At 65.8% G+C, this 20251-nt stretch carries 15 protein-coding genes; 5 read left to right on the forward strand and 10 right to left on the reverse strand.

The window, feature by feature from the left end; translation table 11 throughout:
- Window positions 1–100 precede the first annotated feature (100 nt).
- Window positions 101–1645, reverse strand: a complete 1545-nt coding sequence (locus tag HL671_RS05985; RefSeq protein WP_172235874.1) for a bifunctional AfsR/SARP family transcriptional regulator/alpha/beta hydrolase — start codon at window positions 1643–1645, stop codon at window positions 101–103.
- A gap of 159 nt (window positions 1646–1804) precedes the next feature.
- Here HL671_RS05985 and mddA point away from each other — a divergent pair, with 159 nt between their 5' ends.
- Both mddA and HL671_RS05995 read left to right on the forward strand, forming a co-directional pair.
- On the forward strand, window positions 1805–2584 hold the full coding sequence (gene mddA, locus HL671_RS05990; protein WP_041751082.1) for a methanethiol S-methyltransferase: 780 nt from the start codon (window positions 1805–1807) through the stop codon (window positions 2582–2584).
- 224 nt (window positions 2585–2808) lie between these two features.
- Window positions 2809–3999 (forward strand): MFS transporter, encoded by a 1191-nt coding sequence (locus HL671_RS05995; RefSeq protein ID WP_012047147.1) that lies wholly within the window; start codon window positions 2809–2811, stop codon window positions 3997–3999.
- Here the strand turns inward: HL671_RS05995 and HL671_RS06000 are convergent, their stop codons facing one another.
- From HL671_RS06000 to HL671_RS06010, 3 genes are all read right to left on the reverse strand, one after another.
- Window positions 4000–4800: an intradiol ring-cleavage dioxygenase gene (locus HL671_RS06000; protein ID WP_172235890.1), complete on the reverse strand. Its 801-nt coding sequence runs from the start codon at window positions 4798–4800 to the stop codon at window positions 4000–4002.
- Window positions 4801–4895: 95 nt separating this feature from the next.
- Entirely contained in the window at window positions 4896–5720 is an 825-nt protein-coding gene (gene map / locus HL671_RS06005; protein WP_172235875.1) for a type I methionyl aminopeptidase, read from the reverse strand.
- A gap of 98 nt (window positions 5721–5818) precedes the next feature.
- Complete coding sequence (locus HL671_RS06010; RefSeq protein WP_012047144.1) at window positions 5819–7138, reverse strand: mechanosensitive ion channel family protein; 1320 nt, start codon at window positions 7136–7138, stop codon at window positions 5819–5821.
- 208 nt (window positions 7139–7346) lie between these two features.
- Here HL671_RS06010 and HL671_RS06015 point away from each other — a divergent pair, with 208 nt between their 5' ends.
- Window positions 7347–9140, forward strand: coding sequence for a potassium/proton antiporter (locus HL671_RS06015; RefSeq protein WP_012047143.1), 1794 nt, complete (start codon window positions 7347–7349; stop codon window positions 9138–9140).
- 42 nt (window positions 9141–9182) lie between these two features.
- Here the strand turns inward: HL671_RS06015 and HL671_RS06020 are convergent, their stop codons facing one another.
- A complete protein-coding gene (locus tag HL671_RS06020; protein WP_172235876.1) occupies window positions 9183–9698 on the reverse strand; it encodes a hypothetical protein in 516 nt (171 codons plus the stop codon).
- Between the two features lie 164 nt (window positions 9699–9862).
- Window positions 9863–10804, reverse strand: coding sequence for a penicillin-insensitive murein endopeptidase (gene mepA / locus HL671_RS06025; protein WP_012047141.1), 942 nt, complete (start codon window positions 10802–10804; stop codon window positions 9863–9865).
- Between the two features lie 409 nt (window positions 10805–11213).
- Between mepA and HL671_RS06030 the strand changes: the two genes are divergently transcribed.
- Window positions 11214–13424, forward strand: coding sequence for a putative bifunctional diguanylate cyclase/phosphodiesterase (locus HL671_RS06030; protein ID WP_172235877.1), 2211 nt, complete (start codon window positions 11214–11216; stop codon window positions 13422–13424).
- A 127-nt stretch (window positions 13425–13551) separates the two neighbouring features.
- On the opposite strand, the gene HL671_RS06035 is transcribed toward HL671_RS06030, so the two are convergent.
- Together HL671_RS06035 and lepA are read right to left on the reverse strand one after the other, a co-directional pair.
- A complete protein-coding gene (locus HL671_RS06035) occupies window positions 13552–15555 on the reverse strand; it encodes a methyl-accepting chemotaxis protein (protein ID WP_172235878.1) in 2004 nt (667 codons plus the stop codon).
- Between the two features lie 315 nt (window positions 15556–15870).
- Window positions 15871–17682: a translation elongation factor 4 gene (gene lepA, locus HL671_RS06040; protein ID WP_041751080.1), complete on the reverse strand. Its 1812-nt coding sequence runs from the start codon at window positions 17680–17682 to the stop codon at window positions 15871–15873.
- Window positions 17683–17798: 116 nt separating this feature from the next.
- On the opposite strand from lepA, the gene HL671_RS06045 reads away from it, so the two are divergent.
- A complete protein-coding gene (locus HL671_RS06045; protein ID WP_172235879.1) occupies window positions 17799–19403 on the forward strand; it encodes a glycosyltransferase family 39 protein in 1605 nt (534 codons plus the stop codon).
- An 88-nt stretch (window positions 19404–19491) separates the two neighbouring features.
- Here the strand turns inward: HL671_RS06045 and HL671_RS06050 are convergent, their stop codons facing one another.
- Together HL671_RS06050 and HL671_RS06055 are read right to left on the reverse strand one after the other, a co-directional pair.
- Window positions 19492–19821, reverse strand: coding sequence for an HPr family phosphocarrier protein (locus HL671_RS06050; protein ID WP_012047136.1), 330 nt, complete (start codon window positions 19819–19821; stop codon window positions 19492–19494).
- A complete protein-coding gene (locus tag HL671_RS06055; protein WP_006611446.1) occupies window positions 19818–20219 on the reverse strand; it encodes a PTS sugar transporter subunit IIA in 402 nt (133 codons plus the stop codon). Before HL671_RS06055 ends, HL671_RS06050 begins: the two co-directional genes overlap by 4 nt.
- Window positions 20220–20251 lie beyond the last annotated feature (32 nt).

Genomic DNA, 20251 nt, shown 5'->3' on the forward strand with positions numbered 1-20251 from the left:
CTTTTGCAACCTCGAACTGTCGCGGCCTGCGTCGGAAATGGACGGTCGCGCTCGCCCGACGCGTCGAATCACGCGCGTCGCACGGATCGAGACATTGTGCTCACATGGGCAGGCTGGCGAGAAACGCACCGATCTCCGCGATGACTGGCTGCTGCTCGCCGGCGAACATCCAGTGATCGGCGCCCTCCAGCTCGACGAACCGCGCATCACGGATGTGACTGGCGAGATGCCGGCCGGCCCCGATGACCACGGCGCGGTCGCGGCGCCGGTGCAGCACCAGGGTCGGAACGGACACCAGCGGCAGCAGTTGCCGGACGTCCATGTCCCGGAACGCCTCGAGCAGGCCCTTGATGGCGCCGGGACTCGATGCCGCCCGCAACAGGCCGGCCCACCAGGCGCGGGCCTGGGCATCGCCGGCGAGGCTCGGCGCGAAGGTCTCGATCCCGGCGGGCCCGCCCCATTCGGTCACCAATTGTCGCAGCCACCGATCATATTGCGCAGCCTGCAACGCATGCGGATAGTCGGCCGTCGCGCTGCCCTTGGCCAGCGACGCGAACAGGATCAGCCCGGCGACGCGCTCGGGGTGCTCGGCGGCGAAGGCGATGCAGGCGGGGCCGCCCTCGGAGGCGCCGAGCAGGACGGTGCGCCGGCTGCCGGCGGCGTCGAGCACGGTTGCGATGTCTCGCGCGGTGGCGGCCACGCTGGGGCTGAAGCCGACGCGATCCGACAGCCCGATGCCGCGGCGGTCGAACAGGATGAGACGGCCCATGGTTGCGAGTGTGGACAGCAGAACCCGGCAATGCGGCTCCTCCCAGACCCGTTCGACATGCGAGACGAAGCCGGGCAGCAGCAGAATGTCGAGCGGGCCTGCGCCATGGATCTGGAATGCGAGATGAACGCCGTCGCCGGCGACATAGTGCGTCGTCGGCGCATCGTCGGTTCGCAGAGCCGGGCTCAGCAGCGCCAGAGTCTCTGGCTCAGGCGCCACACCGAGCTCGTCGCGCAGCCGCACTGTGAGGGCGTCGAGCTGCCGCTCGGCCGCGCTGCGGTCTCCGGCCAACATCAGGTTGCGGATCAAAGCGCGGCCATACACCTCGCTCAGCGGGTCGAGCGCGACCAGGCGGGCGGCATGGGCTGCGGCCGCAGCGTAATCGCCGGCGGCGTTCTTGTCCTGCACCACGCGTTCCAGCGCCTGGACGGCCCGGCCGCGCAGGGCTTCGCGCCGAAAGAAAGCCCATTCGTCGAATTGCGGGCAACCGTTCGGCGTGAAGCCGGCGAGAAATTCGTCGGTCTGGAGACGGCCGGCGAGCTCGAACGCGCCGCGATCGCAGGCCGCCTCGAACAGCGCCGAATCCACCTCCAGATCCACCGATGGCGCCCAGCGGATCGTCGACCGGTCGATGCTCAGGCAGTCATCGCCGAGCGTCAGTTGAATGCGGTGCAACAGCCGTCGCAGCCGCCCGCGCGCAACGCCTTCGGAGCTGTCTGGCCAGAACATCGTCGCGGCGACCTCGCGTGCGACCGCGCTCTTGGTCTCAGCCAGGTAGACGAGCAATGCGAGCCCCTTGCGCAGCGGCAGGCGGCACGGCTCGCCGTCGCGCCGGATCTCCGGATAGCCAAATGTCCTGATGCTGAACCGCGCCATCTGGATGCGACCTGCTGGATGCGACCTGCAATGACGGCGTCCGGGGACGCTCGGGGGACGGTCGCCTGCTAGCGATCAGGTCCGATCGCGCGCGCCGCCCCAAACCGTCGACGTTCCACGGTCGGCAGCGCTGCGGACCACATACCAGGGAACCGTTTCATGATCGCACGTCTCTTCATCATGTTCTACGCCATTGCGAGCTACGCCGTCTTTTTCGTGTCCTTCATCTGGGCGCTCGGCTTCGTCGGCAACTATAACCAGTTCATTGCCAAATCGATCGACACTGGTCCTCCGGGGGATTGGGGGGAGGCGATCCTGATCGACGTCGCGCTGCTTGCGCTGTTCGCGCTCCAGCACAGCGTGATGGCGCGGCCGGCTTTCAAGCGATGGTGGACGCGCGTCATTCCGGCGGCGGCCGAGCGCAGCACCTATGTGCTGCTGACCAGCCTGATGCTGCTGTTGCTGTTCTGGCAATGGCGTCCGATTCCGGCACCGGTCTGGCAGGCCGAGGGCATCGTGGCCGCCAGCCTGACGGGCATGCATTGGCTGGGTTGGCTGATCGTGCTGGCCTCCACCTACATGATCAATCATTTCGACCTGTTCGGGCTGCGCCAGGCGCTGTTCGCGCTGCGTGGCACCGAGGCGCCGCCGGAACCCTTCAAGGCACCGCTGCTGTACCGTCTGGTGCGGCACCCCCTGATGCTGGGTTTCCTGCTCGCTTTCTGGGCCACGCCGACGATGACAGTCGGCCACCTGCTGTTCGCCGTGCTGAATACGGCCTACATCCTGGTCGGGCTGCAATTGGAGGAGCGCGATCTGATCGCCGCGTTCGGCGAGACCTATCAGCGCTACCGCGAGCGGGTTCCGATGCTGCTGCCGCGACTCATCGGCGGCCGCCGGCCCGCCGCCTCCGAGACCGGCGTGCCTCGCGCGCCCTAGAGAAACCGAACGGCGTGTGCCTGCCGCGATCGCGCAGGCGCACGCCGGTTGTGTTTCCTGCTTTCGTGTGACTCCTGCCCGTTGCGGCGCCCACGCAGACGTGAATTGGTGCGGCGGATGGCCAGCACCTATGTCAGGCCTTCCAATGTCGCGATGCAACATCGCGGCCAAGGCTTTCATTTCGCGATCAGGACATTCCGGTCCCGCCCCGGGAGACGCTTCCATTGACCACTTTGACGTCCGACTCCGCCGACAGCCTGTCGGCCTGGATCACGCTGCTACTGGCCTTCTCCTGCGGGCTGATCGTCGCCAACATCTATTATGCGCAGCCGCTGATCGGGCCGATCAGCGCTGATCTCGGCTTGAATCCGCAACTGGCCGGACTGCTGGTGACCATGAGCCAGATCGGCTATGGCGCGGGCCTCCTGCTGGTCGTGCCGCTCGGCGATCTCATCGAAAACCGCAAGCTCGTCATCACCACCATCATCGTCGGCGCGGCCGCGCTGACTTGCGCCTCGCTGGCGACGAGCCCTGCCACGTTCCTGTTCTCGGCGCTGCTGATCGGCTTCGGCTCGGTCGCGGTGCAGATCCTGATCCCCTATGCCGGACACATGGCGCCGGAGGCGATCCGCGGCCGCACCGTCGGCAACGTCACCACGGGGCTGATGCTCGGCATCATGCTGGCGCGTCCCGTCGCCAGCTTCGTCGCGGCCCATGCGTCCTGGCACGTGATCTACGCGGCGTCGGCGGCAGCCATGGTCGCCCTGGCCGTGGTGCTGCGCCTGACCCTGCCGCCGCGCACGCCGCAGGCACGGCTGAGCTACGGCCAGCTGCTCGGGTCGATGGTCGAGCTCTATCGCGACACGCCGGCGTTGCGTCGCCGGGCGCTGTACCAGGCCGCCTTGTTCAGCTGCTTCAGCGTATTCTGGACGACGTCGCCGCTGCTGCTGGCGGGACCCGACTTCCGGATGTCGCAGACCGGGATCGCGCTGTTTGCGCTGGCCGGCGTGGCCGGCGCGATCATGGCGCCGATCGCAGGGCGGATCGCCGACCGCGGCTGGACCAGGCCGGCGACCATCGCCGCGATGCTGCTATGCGCCATCGGCTTCGCGCTGACGCTGGTCTTTCAGCCGGGCAGCAACTGGTCGCTGACCATGCTGGTCGTTGCCGCCATCGCGATCGATTGTGGTGCGCAGCTCAGCCTCATCCTCGGCTATCGCGTGCTGTTCGTGCTCGGTGCCGCGCAGCGCAGCCGGCTCAACGGCCTTTACATGACCACCTTCTTCGTCGCGGGCGCAGCCGGCTCCGGCATCGGCGCCTTTGCCTATGCGCATGGCGGCTGGACGCTTGCGGCCGCGCTAGGCACGGCCCTGCCGCTTGCGGCGCTGGCCTATCTGTTCAGCGAGCCGAGGTGATCAGAATGGGCTGCGCTTCAGCCCGGGCACCAGCGCCGCCAGCCGGTCCTTGATCCACGGTGCCGGCGGCAGCTTGCCGGTTGGCATCTCGACCGGCGCCGCTGCCTTGCGGCTCACGGCCAGCGTCAGCGTGGCCAGATAATGGTCGCGCTGTTCCTTCACGGCGCAATAAGCGCGGTGCTCCGGATCGGCTTCGCTGGCGACACGATCATTGGCGTTGATGACGAAGCGCTGTTTCGGCCGGCCGGTATAGTCCGGCACGTTGGTGTAGATGAACTCGTTCAGCGCCTCTGGGAAGAAGGTCTGCCCGGTCAACACCGTGGCGTCGTCGAGAATGACGCGGAAGTGGATGTGGGTGGCGCGTCCGGCATACCAGCCGGGATAGATGGTCTTGAAGCCGGCCCAGCCCGCGATGTCGGCCATCTGCGTGCCGCGCAGGAAGGTCTTGCCGCTCTCGTCCACCTTATGATTGTCGCTCTGGCCCGGGAAGCCGGAATAGACGCCACGGGCGTCGCAATGCCAGATATCGACTCGGGCGCCGGCGAGCGGCGTGCAGGATCCGGCCTCGATGATGCGCAGCCGCAACGCCAGCGGCACGCCCGACCGTCCCTCGGCGATGTCGGCGCGGACCAGCTTGGGGTCGAGATAATAGGGGCCGGATTCGGATTGCGGCGTCAGGATGCAGGCATCATCGGCGCTGCCCGATGCCGCAGGTGTCTCGGCGGCCCGCGACGGCCGGGACAGCAGCGCGGCGCTCGCCGAGAGAAGGCCAAGGACACCACGGCGTGTTGCGATCGTCAGAGCTGCCTCCCGCAGTCGCATGCAAGGGAGGAACAGTCGAGCAGCCGGGCATGGCAACAATCGGACCGCGGCGACAGCAAGCGGCCGCGCGCCGCTCACACCTGCGTCAGCGGCTTCTCGCCATGCCGCTCGGAGAGCGTGAAGATCTCGACGCCATGATCGGTCACGCCGACCGAATGCTCGAACTGTGCCGATAGCGAACGGTCCCGCGTCACGGCGGTCCAGCCGTCGGACAGAATCTTCACATGCGGCTTGCCGAGATTGATCATCGGTTCGATCGTGAAGAACATGCCGGGCTTGAGCAGCACGCCCTCACCGGGGCGGCCGACATGGATGATGTTCGGCTCGTCATGGAACAGGCGACCCAGGCCATGGCCGCAGAAGTCGCGGACCACGCTCATGCCCTGCGGCTCGACGAAGCTCTGGATCGCATGTCCGATGTCGCCGGTGGTGGCGCCGGGCTTCACCGCAGCGATGCCGCGCATCATCGCTTCGTAGGTGACCTCGATCAGCCGCTCGGCTTTGCGCGAGATCGGACCGATCGCATACATCCGGCTCGAATCGCCGTACCAGCCATCGAAGATGAAGGTCACGTCGATGTTGATGATGTCGCCTTCCTTCAGCGGCCGGTCGTTCGGCATGCCGTGGCAGACCACATGATTGATCGATGTGCAGGTCGAGTAGCGGTAACCGCGATACATCAGCGTCGCCGGATAGGCGCCGTGGCTGAAGGCGAAATCGCGGACGAAGTCGTCGATCCGCGAGGTCGGAATGCCCGGCTTGACGATGTCGGTGAGCGCATCGAGGCACTTCGACACCAGCGCGCCCGCCTTGCGCATGCCGGCAAAGCCGCTTGCGCCATGCAGCTTGATTTGGCCGTTTTTGCGCGCAGCGGTGTCGGTGGCTTCGATATAGCTCATGGACCTGTTTCGTTCCCGGATGTCGTCAGGTGATCGCCTAATTTAATGATCGTGCCGGCCTGTGCAAGTCGGGTGTGTACGGCCGGATCAGCAGGACCCTAGCCAGTCGGGACCTCCACGGTGGTTTCCACCGGGAGTGCGCCGCCGCGAACGCGAAGCTCTCGCACCGGGTAGGGCACCCGGATCCCCTCGCGCTTGAACGCCTCCCACAACGCCAGCATCACCTCGCTCTTGACGCTGTCCATATAGCTGGGATCGGCGATCCAGCAGGTCAGCGAAAACTTCATGCCGGCCTCGGTGAACTCCGTCAGCAGGCAGCTCGGCGACTTGGATTTCAGCGTGCGCGGGGTTTCGTTGGCGATTTCGATTGCGAGCTTGCAGACCACCCGCGGATCGGCATCGTAATTGGTGCCGAAATTCACTTTCACCAGCGTGTTCTTGTCGGTGTAGGTCCAGTTGGTGACCTTCTGGGTGACCAGGTCCTCGTTCGGGATCAGGAACTCGCGGCCATCGCCGGCGGCAACCGAGATATAGCGCGTGTTCATGGCGCTGATCCGTCCTGAACTGTCCCCGATGGTGACGAGATCGCCCGGCTTCACCGATTTGTCGGCAAGCAGGATGATGCCGGCGACGAAATTCGCGACGATGCGCTGCAGGCCGAGACCGATACCGACACCGGCGGCACCGGAGAAGATCGCGAGTGCCGACAGGTTGATGCCGACAGCGCTGATGGCGATGGCGACGCCGAGAATCATCAGGCCCATGCGGACCATCTTGATCAGCAGCACCTGGATCGACGGTGTCAGGTCGGTCGAGCGCGTGATGCGGCTTTCGACGAAATTGCTGGCGACATTGGTGAGCCAGAGCACCCCGAGCAGCAGGACACCGAGCTTGATCACCAGCAGCGGCGTCAGCCGGAGGCCGCCGAGCACGACCGACACCGAATCGAGCGCGTCGACGACGTTGTCGAGCTGGCCGATGATGCTGAGCGCCGCCACCAGCCAGGCCGAGATCGACACGATCTGGACGATGAAGGTGTTGCGGATCACCGAGGTGATCAGGCGGATGACCAGCCAGGCCATCGCCAGCTTGAGCGCGACGGCCAGCAGATAGCTGCGGCTCGGCCACGTCCACAGCACCATGCCGGTGCGGGCGATCCGCATCAGGATCACGAACACGACCGTGGTGACGCTCTCGAGCAGCACGCGCAGCAGCTGCCGCAGCGGGCCCGGCCAGCCCAATGCCAGCGAGGTCACGTCGATGCGTGCGCGCACCGCCGCGCTGGTCGCAAAGGCGATGCCCGCGCCGCTCAGCACCAGCCCGAGCTGGAGGTAGAACCAGGGCGAGGTCACCTCGGCGCCGATGGAGCGGGCGACGGTCTGCAGGAGTTCGAGAACGTCTTTTAAGTCAAAGTCCATCGGCGGGTCTCGGAAATGAACGGAAGGGCACGGACGCCCGGCGCTTAGGATTTAGCTCGTTTTCGTCACAGGCGATTGCCATGAAATATACCGCGAACCTGCACAAGGATGGAAAAATGGGCAAATCGCCGCGATATGAGCAAATCCGGTTGGCGTGCAAGTGTGGCGACGATAAGGATGTAAAAGTCGGATTCATCAACGTTTTTTCATGACATCACTCGACGCCGTCAGCATTGCCATCCTTCTTGGCGCGGTCCTCGTCATGGCCGGCATCCTGTCGAGCCTGCTGGCCTTGCGCTTCGGCGCGCCGCTGCTGCTGGTGTTCCTGGTGATCGGCATGCTGGCGGGTGATTCCGGCCCTGGTCATATCGAATTTCAGGATGTCCGTACCACTTATCTGGTCGGATCGGTCGCCCTCGCGCTGATCCTGTTCGATGGCGGCCTGCGCACCCGCTTCCAGAGCATCCGCACCGTGCTGGCTCCGTCGATGGTGCTTGCCACCGTCGGTGTGCTGATGACGGCGTTCATCACGGCGCCGGTCGCCAAATATGCCCTGGACCTCGGCTGGACCGAGGCCCTGCTGGTTGGGGCCGTCATCGCGTCGACCGACGCAGCCGCGGTGTTCCTGCTGGTGCATGCACAAGGCCTGCGCTTGAGGCCGCGCGTCGGCGCGACGCTGGAGGCGGAGTCCGGCAGCAACGATCCGTTCGCGGTCTTCCTCACCCTGATGCTGGTCGAGCTGATCTCGGTCGGCCACGGCTCGTTCGGGCATTTTCTGTTTGAACTCGTTCGTGAGGCCGTGCTCGGCACGTTGTTCGGCATCGTCGGCGGCCGCTTGGTCGTGATGGGGCTCAACCGGGTGGCGCTGCCGCAGGGCCTGCACGCGCCGTTCGTGACGACGGCCGCGCTGGTCATCTTTGGCATGGCGCAGATCGTCCATGGTTCCGGCTTTCTCGCCGTCTATCTTGCCGGAATCATCATCGGCAACCGACCGACGCGTGCGCATAATTCGGTGGTGACTTTCCTCGACGCCGCAACCTGGCTGGCCCAGATCGTGATGTTCGTGCTGCTCGGGCTTCTGGTGTCGCCGCAGCGGCTGCTCGACAGCCTGCTGCCGGCGATCGCGGTTGCCTTGATGCTGATGCTGGTGGCGCGGCCCGCCGCGGTGTTCTTTTGCCTTTATCCGTTCCGTTTCAATTGGCGCGAGAAGGCCTTCATCGCCTGGACCGGCCTGCGCGGCGCGGTCGCGATCTTCCTCGCTTCGATCCCGATGCTGGTCGGCCTGTCCAACGCCTATCTCTATTTCGACGTCGCGTTCGTCGTGGTGATCATCTCGCTGCTGGCGCAGGGCTGGACGCTTGCGGTGGCGGCGCGCAAGCTGCATGTAGCTCTGCCGCGCACCGATCGCGGCCCGCGCCGCATCGAACTGGATCTGCCCGGCCAGCTCGAGCAGCAGCTGGTCGGCTACGCGATCCGCCCGAAGAGTCTGTATTTCCGCCGCGGCCTGATCCCGTCCTGGTCGAAGCCGACGCTGGTCATCCGCAACCAGCAGATCCTGTCGCCGGCCGAGGCCGAGCCGATCGCGCCGGGCGACTATCTATATCTGCTGGCTCCGCCCGAAAAGGCCGAGTCGCTCGACCGTTTCTTTGTCGACATGCCGCCGTCCTCGGCGCCCGATCCGCATCTGCTCGGCGACTTCATGGTCTCGGCCGAACACACGCTCGACGAGGTCGCCGGCATCTACGGGGTCAAGCTCGGCGAAGGCGAGGAGCGACTGACCTTGGCGGATTATTTCGACATCCATCTCGACAACGCCCCGAAAGAAGGGGCGACGGTCGCGCTCGACACCATCGTGCTGGTCGCCCGCTCGATCTCCGGCGGCCGCGTCAATGTCGTCGGCTTGCGCCTGCCGGAGGACGAGGAGGAGGTGCCGGTGCTCACACGCAAGGAGCAGGTCAAGCGCAGGCTCGCCGATGTCTGGTCCTCGGTGGCGGGTGTGTGAGGGCGCGCGGCGCTGATCGCGCTGTCGGTCGGCCGGTCCGCCTCACTCCGCGGGCAGGATGGCGAGAGAGATCGCAGCCTCCGGGGCGCCGCTGAGCTGCAGCACGAAAGGCTGCGCGCCGAGCTCGTATTTCACGGTCTTGCGGATGCCGTCGCAATCGATGGCGCCGCTGAAGGCGAGTGGCTTGAGGATCTTGCCGTCCTGCACGAGGTCGATCCAGGCAGGCGCCGAGAGACTCACGGTGTAGACGCCGGCCTTCGGCGTGCCGCTGATGCGGATGGCGCCGGCGAACGTGCCGTCCTTCGGCGCGCGTTCCGGCGCGTTCGGCAGCTTGGCGTCAGCGAGCGGGCGCAAGGTCAGCAACAGGCCGGCAGCGGGCACCGTTGCGAGATCCACGCCGGACTCGCGCTTCTGGCGATCGGCCGCCATCAATGCGGCACGCTCGCGCGCGATGTCCCATTTGAACTTGTCGCAGCCGCTCGGCTCGGCCGCGAAACTGGCATGACTGACGGTGAGCGCGAGGAGAGAGGCGGTCGCGGAGAGGCGGAACCGGATCATGACGGACTCGTCCAAAATGGGTCACGCAGCGAGACCGCCGCACGTGACATCGTTACCTGGCTGGGACCGTCATCCCGATTGCAAACATCACGCTTACGGCGCGACGCCGCCAGTCTAGCGGATCGGAGCGCGAGACCGCGACTCTCTTCTGCGTGTCTCGCGGCTCAATTCTTGGCGTCCGGCGCATGCAGCACCGCGCGGCAGCTCGGTGGCAGCTGCGCCATGGTGATCGGCTGCGGCGGCTTGGGCGGCTCCTTCGGCGGCGGTGGATGCAGCACCGCATCCGAGAACCAATAATCGAGCTCGTTGCAGCCGTCACCGCCCTCCTGATCGGTCTGGCCGTGGCAGTCGGGATTGCCCGGCGGACAGAGCATCCGGATGTGGAAGTGGTAGTCGTGGCCCCACCACGGCCGCACCTTGGTCAGCCAGCCGCGATCGCCCTTGGCGTCGCGGCACAACGCCTTCTTGATGGCGGCATTGACGAAGATGCGCTGCACCGACGGCTCCTGCGCGGCGGCGCGGATCACGGCCAGATGGCCCCGGGTGAACACCCGCGGATCGACGTCAAGCCGGTCCTCTCGCACCATCATCACCGCCGACATCTCCTCGCGCTCATTGCGCGACAGCCTGTGCTCGGGCATCGGGGTCAGCCAGATGTCGGCGTCGAGCCCGATCTGGTGGCTCGCATGGCCGCTCAGCGCCGGCCCGCCGCGCGGCTGCCCGATATCGCCGACAAGGATCCCGGGCCAGCCGGCATCCTTGTGCGCGCGGGCCGCCAGGCGCTTGAGCAGCGCGATCATCAGAGGGTGACCGAAATTGCGGTTGCGGGACAGCCGCATCACTTGCCAGCCCTCGCCGTTGATCGGCATTCGCTCGGCACCGGCGATGCAGCCCCGATTATAGGTGCCGATCACCTTGGTCGGTTGGGCCGACGGCAACAGCTTGCGGGCGAACAACTCCTTGGCCGGCGTGCTGGGATCGTCGGGGTGGGCCAGGGGGGGAAGCGCCTTGGGCTCCACGGTCCCCTTGTCTTGGGCATGAGTCGGCGCTGCTGCGGTGAGTGCGGCCGAACTCATGATGGCAACCAGAATCAGGCGGACATGCATGGCGCCAGTCTAGCGGCTGCTGTCCCCCAGGAAAGGTCAGGCGAGCGCCAGGACCTCGCTGCCTTCGCCCGCTGACTGATCGTGCGATTTACCGTCCCGTAACCCTGCTCTTGAATTGGAGGAACCCGCCGAACAAGGCTCAATTACCTGAGTTTGTTCAGTAGATGGGCGCCGTCCCGGTGCGGTCCACACGGAATGCGTGTCTTTTAGATGTTTCGGCAACCGTGTCCGCTTACCCGTGGTTGTAGAGCCGCTCCTGGTTGATCGCGCCCCGAGTCATCATCTCTCGCTATCCGAGAGTGTGTGGTTGAATACACGTAACTGTCGGCTGCGGCCTTCTGCATCGAGATACCATTTTTTCAGACACTTGGCCGAAGACTGCCCACCGAGAAGGAGAGTGAGGCACGCGATGCGGCCCGTTCGGCCAATTAAGCCCAAGAAGCTCAATCGCGTGCCCCGTGCTCGTGATGCAATCCGCCCGGTCAAGCCAACCCCGAAGCTGGCACAGCACAACCTGGGGACGACTGCCGTCATCGATGAGGTCGCCGGCAGACGTGCCGAGGCGGAAGCCGCGATCGCCGAGGCGGAGAAGGCTCACGACCGGCTGATCGAGGCGATCGACATTCTCCCCGAAGGGATCGTGTTCCTCGATTCCGAGGGCCGCTACATCCTCTGGAACAAGAAATACGCCGAGATCTACAATCGCAGCTCGGATCTCTTCAAACCCGGTGCCCGGCTGCAGGACACGATCCGGATCGGCGTGGCGCGTGGCGACTATCCGGAAGCCGTCGGGCGCGAGGATGAATGGGTCGCGGAGCGTCTCGATAAGCTGTTTAGACCGAAGGGCCGGCACGAGCAGAAGCTGGCGGATGGCCGCACGATCCTGATCGATGAGCGGCTCACCAGCGACGGCGGGATCGTCGGTCTGCGGGTCGACATCACCGAGCTGAAGCAGCGGGAGGAATCATTCCGGCTGCTGTTCGACGGCAATCCGGTGCCGATGATCGTATGCGCCAGGAGTGACGGCCGTGTGCTCGGCGTCAACGAGGCGGCCGCCCGGCATTACGGCTACAGCCGGGCGGCATTCGAGCAGCTCAACATCCGCAATCTGCAGGCCTATGAGAGCGAACCGCCCTGGGCGGCGGAGCATTCCGGTGAGGAGCAGGCGGCCCGGACCTGGAAGCATGTTCGTGCCGACGGCGCCCTGATCGACCTCGCGATCTACTCGCGCCATCTGGTTCACAACGAACAGCCTGCCGTGCTGCTGGCGCTGATGGACATCACCGAGCGCAAGCGCGCCGAGGCGCGGCTGGCCTTCCTGGCGCAGCATGATGCGCTGACGGGCCTTCCGAGCCGAAACCTGCTGCGTCAGAAGATCGAGGACAAGCTTGGGCAGATGCGGCGCGGTTCCGAGAAGATGGCGGTGCTGGTGCTCGGGCTCGACAATTTCAAATCGATCAATGACACGCTGGGGCATGCCGCCGGCGACCGGTTGCTGCGTGGGGTCGGCAAGCGGCTGCGCTCCATCCTGCGCCAGGAGGACGTTGTCGCGCGCTTGAATTCGGACGAGTTCGCCATCGTCCATGGCGGGCTGGCCCGGCCGGAGGATGCGGCCCAGCTTTGCCGGCGGCTGCTGCAGGCGATCGCCGATCCCTATCTGATCGACGGCAGCTCCGTGACCATTGGGGCGACCGTTGGCATCGCGATGGCGCCGAATGACGGTGACGATGCCGAGAAGCTGCTGAAGAACGCCGACATGGCGCTGTCGCGGGCCAAGACCGAGACGCGCGGCAGCTTCAGCTATTTCGAGACCGGAATGGATGCACGCGCGCAAAGCCGGCGCAAGATCGAGATCGAGCTGCGGGACGCCATCCAGCGCGATGTATTGCAGCCTTATTATCAGCCGCTGATCGACCTCTCGACCGGACGCATCACCGGCTTCGAGGCATTGGTGCGTTGGCCGCATCCGGAGCGCGGCATGATCCCGCCATCCGAATTCATCCCGGTCGCCGAGGACACCGGCCTGATCTCCGCGCTCGGTCGCGTCATGCTGCGCCGGGCCTGCAATGATGCCGCGAACTGGCCGGACGAGGTTCGGGTCGCGGTCAACATGTCGCCGCTGCAGTTCCGCGTCGGCAACGTGCTGTCGTTGGTCATGGACGTGCTGAAGCAGTCGGGCCTGCCGCCGAGCCGCCTCGAGCTCGAGATCACCGAGACGCTGGTGCTCGAGAAGAGCGGCCAGGTGCTGGCGACGCTGCATGCGCTACGCGCGCTCGGCGTGCGCATCTCGATGGACGATTTCGGCACCGGCTATTCCAGCCTGAGCTATCTGCGCAGCTTCCCCTTCGACAAGATCAAGGTCGATCAGTCGTTCATCCGCGATCTCGCCGCCAATCGCGAGGCCCAGGCGATCGTCCGCTCCATCGTCAGCCTCGGCAAGGGGCTCGGCGTGACCATCACGGCGGAGGGCGTCGAGACCGAAGCGGAACTGCGCTGTTTGCGCGCCGAAGGCTGCCATGAGGGGCAGGGCTATTTGTTCAGCCGTCCCCGGCCCAACGCCGAGATCGTCGGCCTGCTCGAGGCGCAATCGGCGGCCGATCGCCGGGTGATGGTGGCCTGAGACACGCGAGGCGATCTGCTGTCGAGCGATCGCCAGCAGGCGAGCGGCATGCGGCACGAATCAAAGAGCCCCGTTGCGGCCGATCCGCAACGGGGCTCTTTCGTAATTGTAGGGGCCGCGCAGGCCGTCAGGCGGCGCTGCGCAGGCCAGCCAGGAACGTGTCGACGCTTCTGAACAGCTCGTCGGCTTGTTTCCCGAGATCGCGCGTGGCGACCATCACGCCGTCGGCCAGCCGGCGCGACTGCTCGGCGGCATCGCTGGCGCCGACCACGTTCTGCGACACGTCTGCCGTACCCGTCGCCACCTGCTGGACGCTGCGCGCGATCTCGCGCGTGGCCGAACCCTGTTGCTCGACTGCGGCTGCGATGGTCGCGGCAATGCCGCTGATCTCCTGGATCGTGGTGCTGATGCCGCCGATGGCGGTGACGCAGTCGGACGTGGCCGCCTGGATTGAGGTGACTTGGCCGGCGATTTCCTCGGTCGCCTTCGCCGTCTGTCCGGCCAGCTCCTTGACCTCGGCGGCCACGACGGCGAAGCCGCGGCCGGCTTCCCCGGCGCGCGCCGCCTCGATCGTGGCGTTGAGCGCCAGCAGGTTGGTCTGGCTCGCGATTGCATCGATCAGGCGCAGCACGTCGCCGNTCGCGATTGCATCGATCAGGCGCAGCACGTCGCCGATCTTCTCGGCGGCGGCAGCGAGGCTGCCGACCATCTCGGTGGTCTGCCGCGCCTTGATCACGGCGGCATCGGCGACCTTGCTCGAATGCGTCACCTGGCGGCCGATCTCGCTGACCGATGATGCGAGCTCCTCGGAGGCGGCCGCCACGGTCGACACGCCGCTGGATGCCTCCTCGGAGGCGGCGGCGGCCGCCGCGGCGCGTTGCGAGGTGCCGTTGACGCTGGCGGTGATCTCGTGGACGACGCGCTCCATGTCTGCGGTCGCCTTGGCCACGGTGGACACCACGCCCTTGACGTCGGCCTCGAACCGGTCGGCCATCTGCCGCTGCAGCGCCTGCTTCTCCTGCTCCGCGCGCTGCTGCGTCGCCTGCTGCGCCTCGCGCAATGCATTGGTTTCGATCATGTTGCGACGGAAGACGTCGACGGCCTGGGCCATGGTGCCGAGCTCGTCCTTGCGCTGCCCGCCAGGAATCGCGACCTCGGTGTCGCCGCTCGACAGCCGGTGCATGACGGCGGTGATTGCCACCAGCGGACGCGAGATGCCGCGCGCCACGAACAGTGCGACCATGACGGCGAGCAGCAGGATGACGATGGTTCCGATGATCAGCTGGTGCTGCGCGCCCGCCGCGGCGGCCTCATAGGCGGTGGTGTCCTTGATCAGTTCGAGCACGGCGATCGGATCGCCGGCATAGTTCCTGATCTGGCCGACATAGACCGCAGCCGGCCGGCCTGACAGGATCCCGTCCCGCTGCAGCGGGGTGCCCTTGAACACCGCGAGCACCTCCTCGGGCGTGGCGACGACGTCGTCGCCAAACGTCGAGGACAGCCGCTTCGGCTGGCCGTTGTCGATCCAATAGACGGCGAGATCGATGCCGAAGCGCTGCTTGGCGCGATCGACGAACTCCTTGCCGAAGGCCGCGCCGACATCGACGGTGGCGATGGCCTTGCCGTCGCGCATGATCGGCGTCATGCCGAAAATGCCGAGCGACACCCGGCTCTGCTCGACGCCGGCGATCTGCCGCCCGGTCTGGTTGGCCTGCACCACGGTCAGCCGCCGCTTGGAGGTGTCGTCACCGAACAATTTCGGCTCATGCACGCGATAGAAGTTGGTGGCGGGCGGCGCCCACACATTGACCAGCGGAATGCCCTGCGCCTTCAGCGAGGTCATCGCGCCGCCGAGCAGGGCGCCCAGCGCGTCGCGGTCGCCTTTGAGATAGGCGTCGGCAACGGGCGGTAGCGCGGCCAGGGTCGAGCTCACCGCGAGCGCAGCGCGGCCTTCGTAATCGATGCCGGCGGTCACACTGTCGAACTGCAGCTTGAGCTGCTGCTCCAGCGCCAGGCGGGTCAGAGCGCGCTGCTGGATGACGGAGAAGGTGCCGAGCACGGCACAGGCAATGGCCACGGTGAGCGACAGGGCAATGATAAGACGAGCGGAGATCGACCGAAGGCGGGACATTGGGGCATTCCTTGCTACGCCGCAAAGCGTCCCAAAATACCATTAAGGAACAGATACCGTAGATTTACGGGAACGCGTATTTGTCCCTCAAACTCGCGTAGATCGCCTCACAAGTCAGCATCCTTTGGATGACGCCAGACAACACTTCTTCTCATGATTGAGTTCGACGTCGGCCAACAGACCGGGATGACCGGGAGGTGTGCACTCGGACCGATGCGCAAAACTTGATCGAGACAGGCCGCCGGAGCAGCGTGCGCGGCGAAGCGGCGAGACGCGTTTGACCGGGGCTCCCGGCACCGCGCCGCGGCCTCGGCCTCAGCTATCGACCTTGAGCGCGGCGATGAAGGCTTCCTGCGGGATGTCGACCTTGCCGAACTGCCGCATCTTCTTCTTGCCTTCCTTCTGCTTCTCCAGAAGCTTCCGTTTGCGGGTGATGTCGCCGCCATAGCACTTCGCGGTGACGTCCTTGCGCAATGCGCGCACGGTCTCGCGCGCGATCACCTTGCCGCCGATCGCCGCCTGGATCGGGATCTGGAACATGTGCGGCGGGATCAGGTCCTTCATCTTCTCGACCATGGCACGGCCGCGGCCTTCCGCACGCGTCCGATGCACCAGCATCGACAGCGCATCGACCGGCTCGTTGTTGACGAGGATCTGCATCTTCACGAGGTCGGCCGGCTTGTAGTCGGTCAGGTGATAGTCGAACGAGGCATAGCCCTTGGACACGGATTTCAGCCGGTCGTAGAAGTCGAACACCACCTCGTTCAGCGGCAGGTCGTATTTGACCATCGCGCGAGAGCCGACATAGGTCAGCTCCTTCTGATTGCCGCGGCGGTCCTGGCACAGCTTGAGCACGCTGCCGAGATATTCGTCCGGCGTCAGGATCGTCGCCTCGATCCAGGGCTCCTGGATCTCGGCGATCTTGACCACGTCGGGCATGTCGACCGGGTTATGGATCTCGATCTCCTGACCGTCGGTCAGCTTCATCTTGTAGATGACGCTTGGCGCAGTGGCGATCAGGTTGAGGTCGAATTCGCGGGACAGGCGCTCCTGGATGATCTCCAGGTGCAGAAGGCCGAGGAAGCCGCAGCGGAAGCCGAAGCCGAGCGCGGCCGAGGTCTCCATCTCGAACGAGAAGCTGGCGTCGTTGAGCCTGAGCTTGCCCATCGCCGCGCGCAGCGTTTCGAAATCGTCGGCGTCGACCGGGAACAGGCCGCAGAACACCACCGGGATCGCCGGTTTGAAGCCCGGCAGCATCTCCGAGACCGGCTTGCGGTCGTCGGTGATGGTGTCGCCGACGCGGGTGTCGGCGACTTCCTTGATCGCCGCGGTGATGAAACCGACCTCGCCGGGACCGAGCTCGTCGACCTGCTGCATTTTCGGGGTGAAGAAGCCGACGCGCTCGACGTCATAGGCCGCGCCGGTGCCCATCATGCGGATGCGCTGGCCTTTCTTCATCACGCCGTCGACGATGCGCACCAGCACGACGACGCCGAGATAGACGTCGTACCAGCTGTCGACCAGGAGCGCCTTCAGGGTCGCCTCGCGGTCACCCTTCGGCGGCGGCAGCCGGGTGACGATGGCTTCCAGCACGTCGGGAATGCCGAGGCCGGTCTTGGCCGAGATCATGACGGCATCGGAGGCGTCGATGCCGATCACGTCCTCGATCTGCTGCTTGATCTTTTCCGGCTCGGCCGCGGGCAGATCGATCTTGTTGAGGACCGGGACGATCTCGTGATTGTTGTCGAGCGCCTGGTAGACGTTGGCGAGGGTCTGCGCCTCGACGCCCTGGCTGGCGTCGACCACCAGCAGCGAGCCTTCGCAGGCGGCCAGCGACCGCGACACTTCGTAGGCGAAGTCGACGTGGCCGGGCGTGTCCATCAGGTTGAAGATGTAATCCTTGCCGTCCTTGGCGCGGTACTGCAGGCGCACGGTCTGCGCCTTGATCGTGATGCCGCGCTCGCGCTCGATGTCCATCGAATCGAGCACCTGCTCCTTGCCGGCCATCTCGCGGTCCGACAGGCCGCCGGTCATCTGGATCAGGCGGTCGGCCAGCGTGGACTTTCCATGGTCGATATGGGCGACGATGGAGAAGTTGCGGATGTTGGGAATGGGGACGGTCGTCATGGGTCGCGCAGATAGCATCCCGAGCCCCCAACCAGCAACCATATTGCTGAATTTCCAGGGCCTTTCTTCACGCCAAGCTGATTCCCCGGGCGCCGAAAACAGGCTACCGAGGGCGGATGTCGAGTACCTCTCTTCCGCCTCTGACGGCGCGCCTGCGCGGCCGTTTCGGACCGCAGCGCCTCGCCGCCTGGCTGGTCGCGCGCGCCACCGCGCCGGCAACCTCGGTCTGGGTCGTGATCGGCTTCGCCGCCGTCCACGCCGTGCTGTGGACGGCGATCCTGACCAATCTGAAGGCGGCTCAGGACATCCATATGGACGTCGCCGAGGCCTATGCCTGGGGCAGCCGCTTCCTGCTGGGCTATGGCAAGCATCCGCCGCTGTCGGGCTGGATCGCGGGCCTGTGGTTCACGGTGTTTCCGGTCAAGGACTGGGCGACCTACGCGCTGGCGATGGCGATGGCCAGCAGCGGGCTGGTCGTCGTCTGGTTCGCAAGCCTGAAAGTGGTCGACCGGCGCCGGGCGTTCTTCGTCCTGGTGATGGTCGCACTGTACCCGATCTTCAATTTCAAGGGTTTCAAATACAATGCCGACCTGGTCCAGCTGCTGACCTTGCCCCTGGTGGTGCTGGCCTATCTCCATGCCTTCGAGAAGCGCAGCGTCGCCTCCGGTGTCTGGCTCGGTCTTGCCGGTGCGGCCGCGATGATGACCAAATACTGGGTGCTGACGATGATCGGCGCGATCGGGCTCGCGGCGCTGCTGCATCCGGACCGGTTGCGCTTTCTGGCTTCGCCCGCACCCTGGGTCGCCATCGCCACGATGCTGGTCGCGATGATTCCCCATCTGGTCTGGCTCTGGCAGGTCGATTTCGTCCCGCTCACCTATGCCGGCGACGTCTATTCACTGTCGGATCGCGGTCGCGCCGCCGGGCTGGTGCTCGGCTATGTCGGTCACAATGCGGCATTGCTGGCCTTGCCGATCGCGCTGGCCGCGGCGGTGCTCGCTTGGCCGCCGCGCTTCGCGTTCCACAATTGGCGGCGTGGTCCTCATCCCGGCGTGAATGTGAGCCAGGCGATCAATGTCTGGCTGGTGCAGGCGATCGTTGCCATCGGGCCGCCGCTCGGCGGCCTCGCCTTTACGATCTACATGAAAACCGATTGGGGCATCTCGCTGTTCTTCCTGGTGCCGCTGGCCCTGGTCGCGATCCCCGCGCTGCGGCTGCGAGCGGTCATGCTGCCGCGGCTCACCGCCGTCTGGCTGGTGCTCTCGCTGCTCACCTTGTTCGCCTCGCCCTGGATTGCCCAGCGCGAGATGGCCGCCAATCCGAATGGCGCCACCGGCTACGGGGCCCGTTCGGAGCTGGCGCGGGAGCTGACCAAGGCCTGGCATGCCCGGTTCGGCTCGCCCTGGCCGCTGGTGGCCGGCTTTTCCGAGATGAACACGCCGATGACCTTCTACAGCCCGGACCACCCGCGGCCGTTCACGGTGCCCTACACGGCGGAGGAAACCTGGAGTTCCGGCCTGAGCACGCTGGACGACCTCAAGCGCGAGGGGTTCATCGGCATCTGCGACACCACCGACAACCGGATCGCGGCCTGCGACGCATGGATGGCCAAGGAGGCGCCCAAGGCCGAGTCCCTGGTCATGACGACCCAGCGCTTCTTCCACGGCCAAGCGGGCCCTGCAATCGTTTGGAAGGTGTATATTCAGGCGCCGGCACGGTAGCTTCAGTGATGTGATCGAAGCTTGCCCCGAACGCGCTAGTGCCCGCACCTTTGGCGCGGTGCGGACCGGACTGACGAGCTTCGGTTTCTCACACGCCTTCTTCGTGGAACTTGTCGTTCACCAGGTCGGTGATTGCCTGCAGCGCGGCCTCCGCCTCGGGGCCTGTCGCCGAGACCAGGATCTTGGTCCCGGGCGCCGCCGCCAGCATCATCAGGCCCATGATCGAGCGGCCACCGACAGTCTCGCCGCCGCGCGTGACCCAGACCTCGGCCTGGAAGCGCTCGACGGTCTGGACGAACTTCGCTGAGGCCCGCGCATGCAGGCCGCGTTTGTTGGTGATCAGGAGCTCCCGCGACAAAGCGCCAGCGGGCACGGCCGGCCCGGCGATATTGTCCTGCGGCGCGTCCTCGTCGCTCATTTGCCGGCAAGCACCCGGCTGGCGATGGTCACATATTTCCGCCCGGCCTCCTGGGCCATGGCGATCGCGTCGGGCAGCGAGCGTTCCTCCCGCACCTTGGCCAGCTTGACCAGCATGGGCAGGTTGATGCCCGCGAGCACTTCGACCTTAGGCCGGCTCATGCAGGAGATCGCGAGGTTCGACGGCGTGCCGCCGAACATATCGGTGAGGATGGCGACGCCGTCGCCGGTATCCACGCGGTTCACGGCTTCGATGATGTCGCTGCGACAGAGATCAGAATCATCGTCGGCGCCAATCGTGACCGCTTCGATTTGTTTTTGAGGACCCATCACGTGTTCGAGCGCCGCTCGGAACTCGTCGGCGAGGCGCCCATGGGTCACCAGTACCAGGCCAATCATCGGTTACTCCTCGCGGGCGCCTTGGGTGCACC

The sequence above is a fragment of the Bradyrhizobium denitrificans genome, from assembly GCF_013179005.1.
In the GTDB taxonomy this organism is placed as follows: Bacteria; Pseudomonadota; Alphaproteobacteria; order Rhizobiales; family Xanthobacteraceae; genus Bradyrhizobium; species Bradyrhizobium denitrificans.

Bases quoted from the DNA above. Each gene is read 5' to 3' on its own strand.
- lepA (WP_041751080.1), bottom strand. From the start codon at position 17,682: ATGACGACCGTCCCCATTCCCAACATCCGCAACTTCTCCATCGTCGCC.
- HL671_RS06020 (WP_172235876.1), bottom strand. From the start codon at position 9,698: ATGATCCGGTTCCGCCTCTCCGCGACCGCCTCTCTCCTCGCGCTCACC.
- mepA (WP_012047141.1), bottom strand. From the start codon at position 10,804: ATGCATGTCCGCCTGATTCTGGTTGCCATCATGAGTTCGGCCGCACTC.
- HL671_RS06015 (WP_012047143.1), top strand. From the start codon at position 7,347: ATGACATCACTCGACGCCGTCAGCATTGCCATCCTTCTTGGCGCGGTC.
- map (WP_172235875.1), bottom strand. From the start codon at position 5,720: ATGAGCTATATCGAAGCCACCGACACCGCTGCGCGCAAAAACGGCCAA.
- HL671_RS06030 (WP_172235877.1), top strand. From the start codon at position 11,214: ATGCGGCCCGTTCGGCCAATTAAGCCCAAGAAGCTCAATCGCGTGCCC.
- HL671_RS05985 (WP_172235874.1), bottom strand. From the start codon at position 1,645: ATGGCGCGGTTCAGCATCAGGACATTTGGCTATCCGGAGATCCGGCGC.
- HL671_RS06010 (WP_012047144.1), bottom strand. From the start codon at position 7,138: ATGGACTTTGACTTAAAAGACGTTCTCGAACTCCTGCAGACCGTCGCC.
- HL671_RS06050 (WP_012047136.1), bottom strand. From the start codon at position 19,821: ATGAGCGACGAGGACGCGCCGCAGGACAATATCGCCGGGCCGGCCGTG.
- HL671_RS06045 (WP_172235879.1), top strand. From the start codon at position 17,799: ATGTCGAGTACCTCTCTTCCGCCTCTGACGGCGCGCCTGCGCGGCCGT.
- mddA (WP_041751082.1), top strand. From the start codon at position 1,805: ATGATCGCACGTCTCTTCATCATGTTCTACGCCATTGCGAGCTACGCC.
- HL671_RS06055 (WP_006611446.1), bottom strand. From the start codon at position 20,219: ATGATTGGCCTGGTACTGGTGACCCATGGGCGCCTCGCCGACGAGTTC.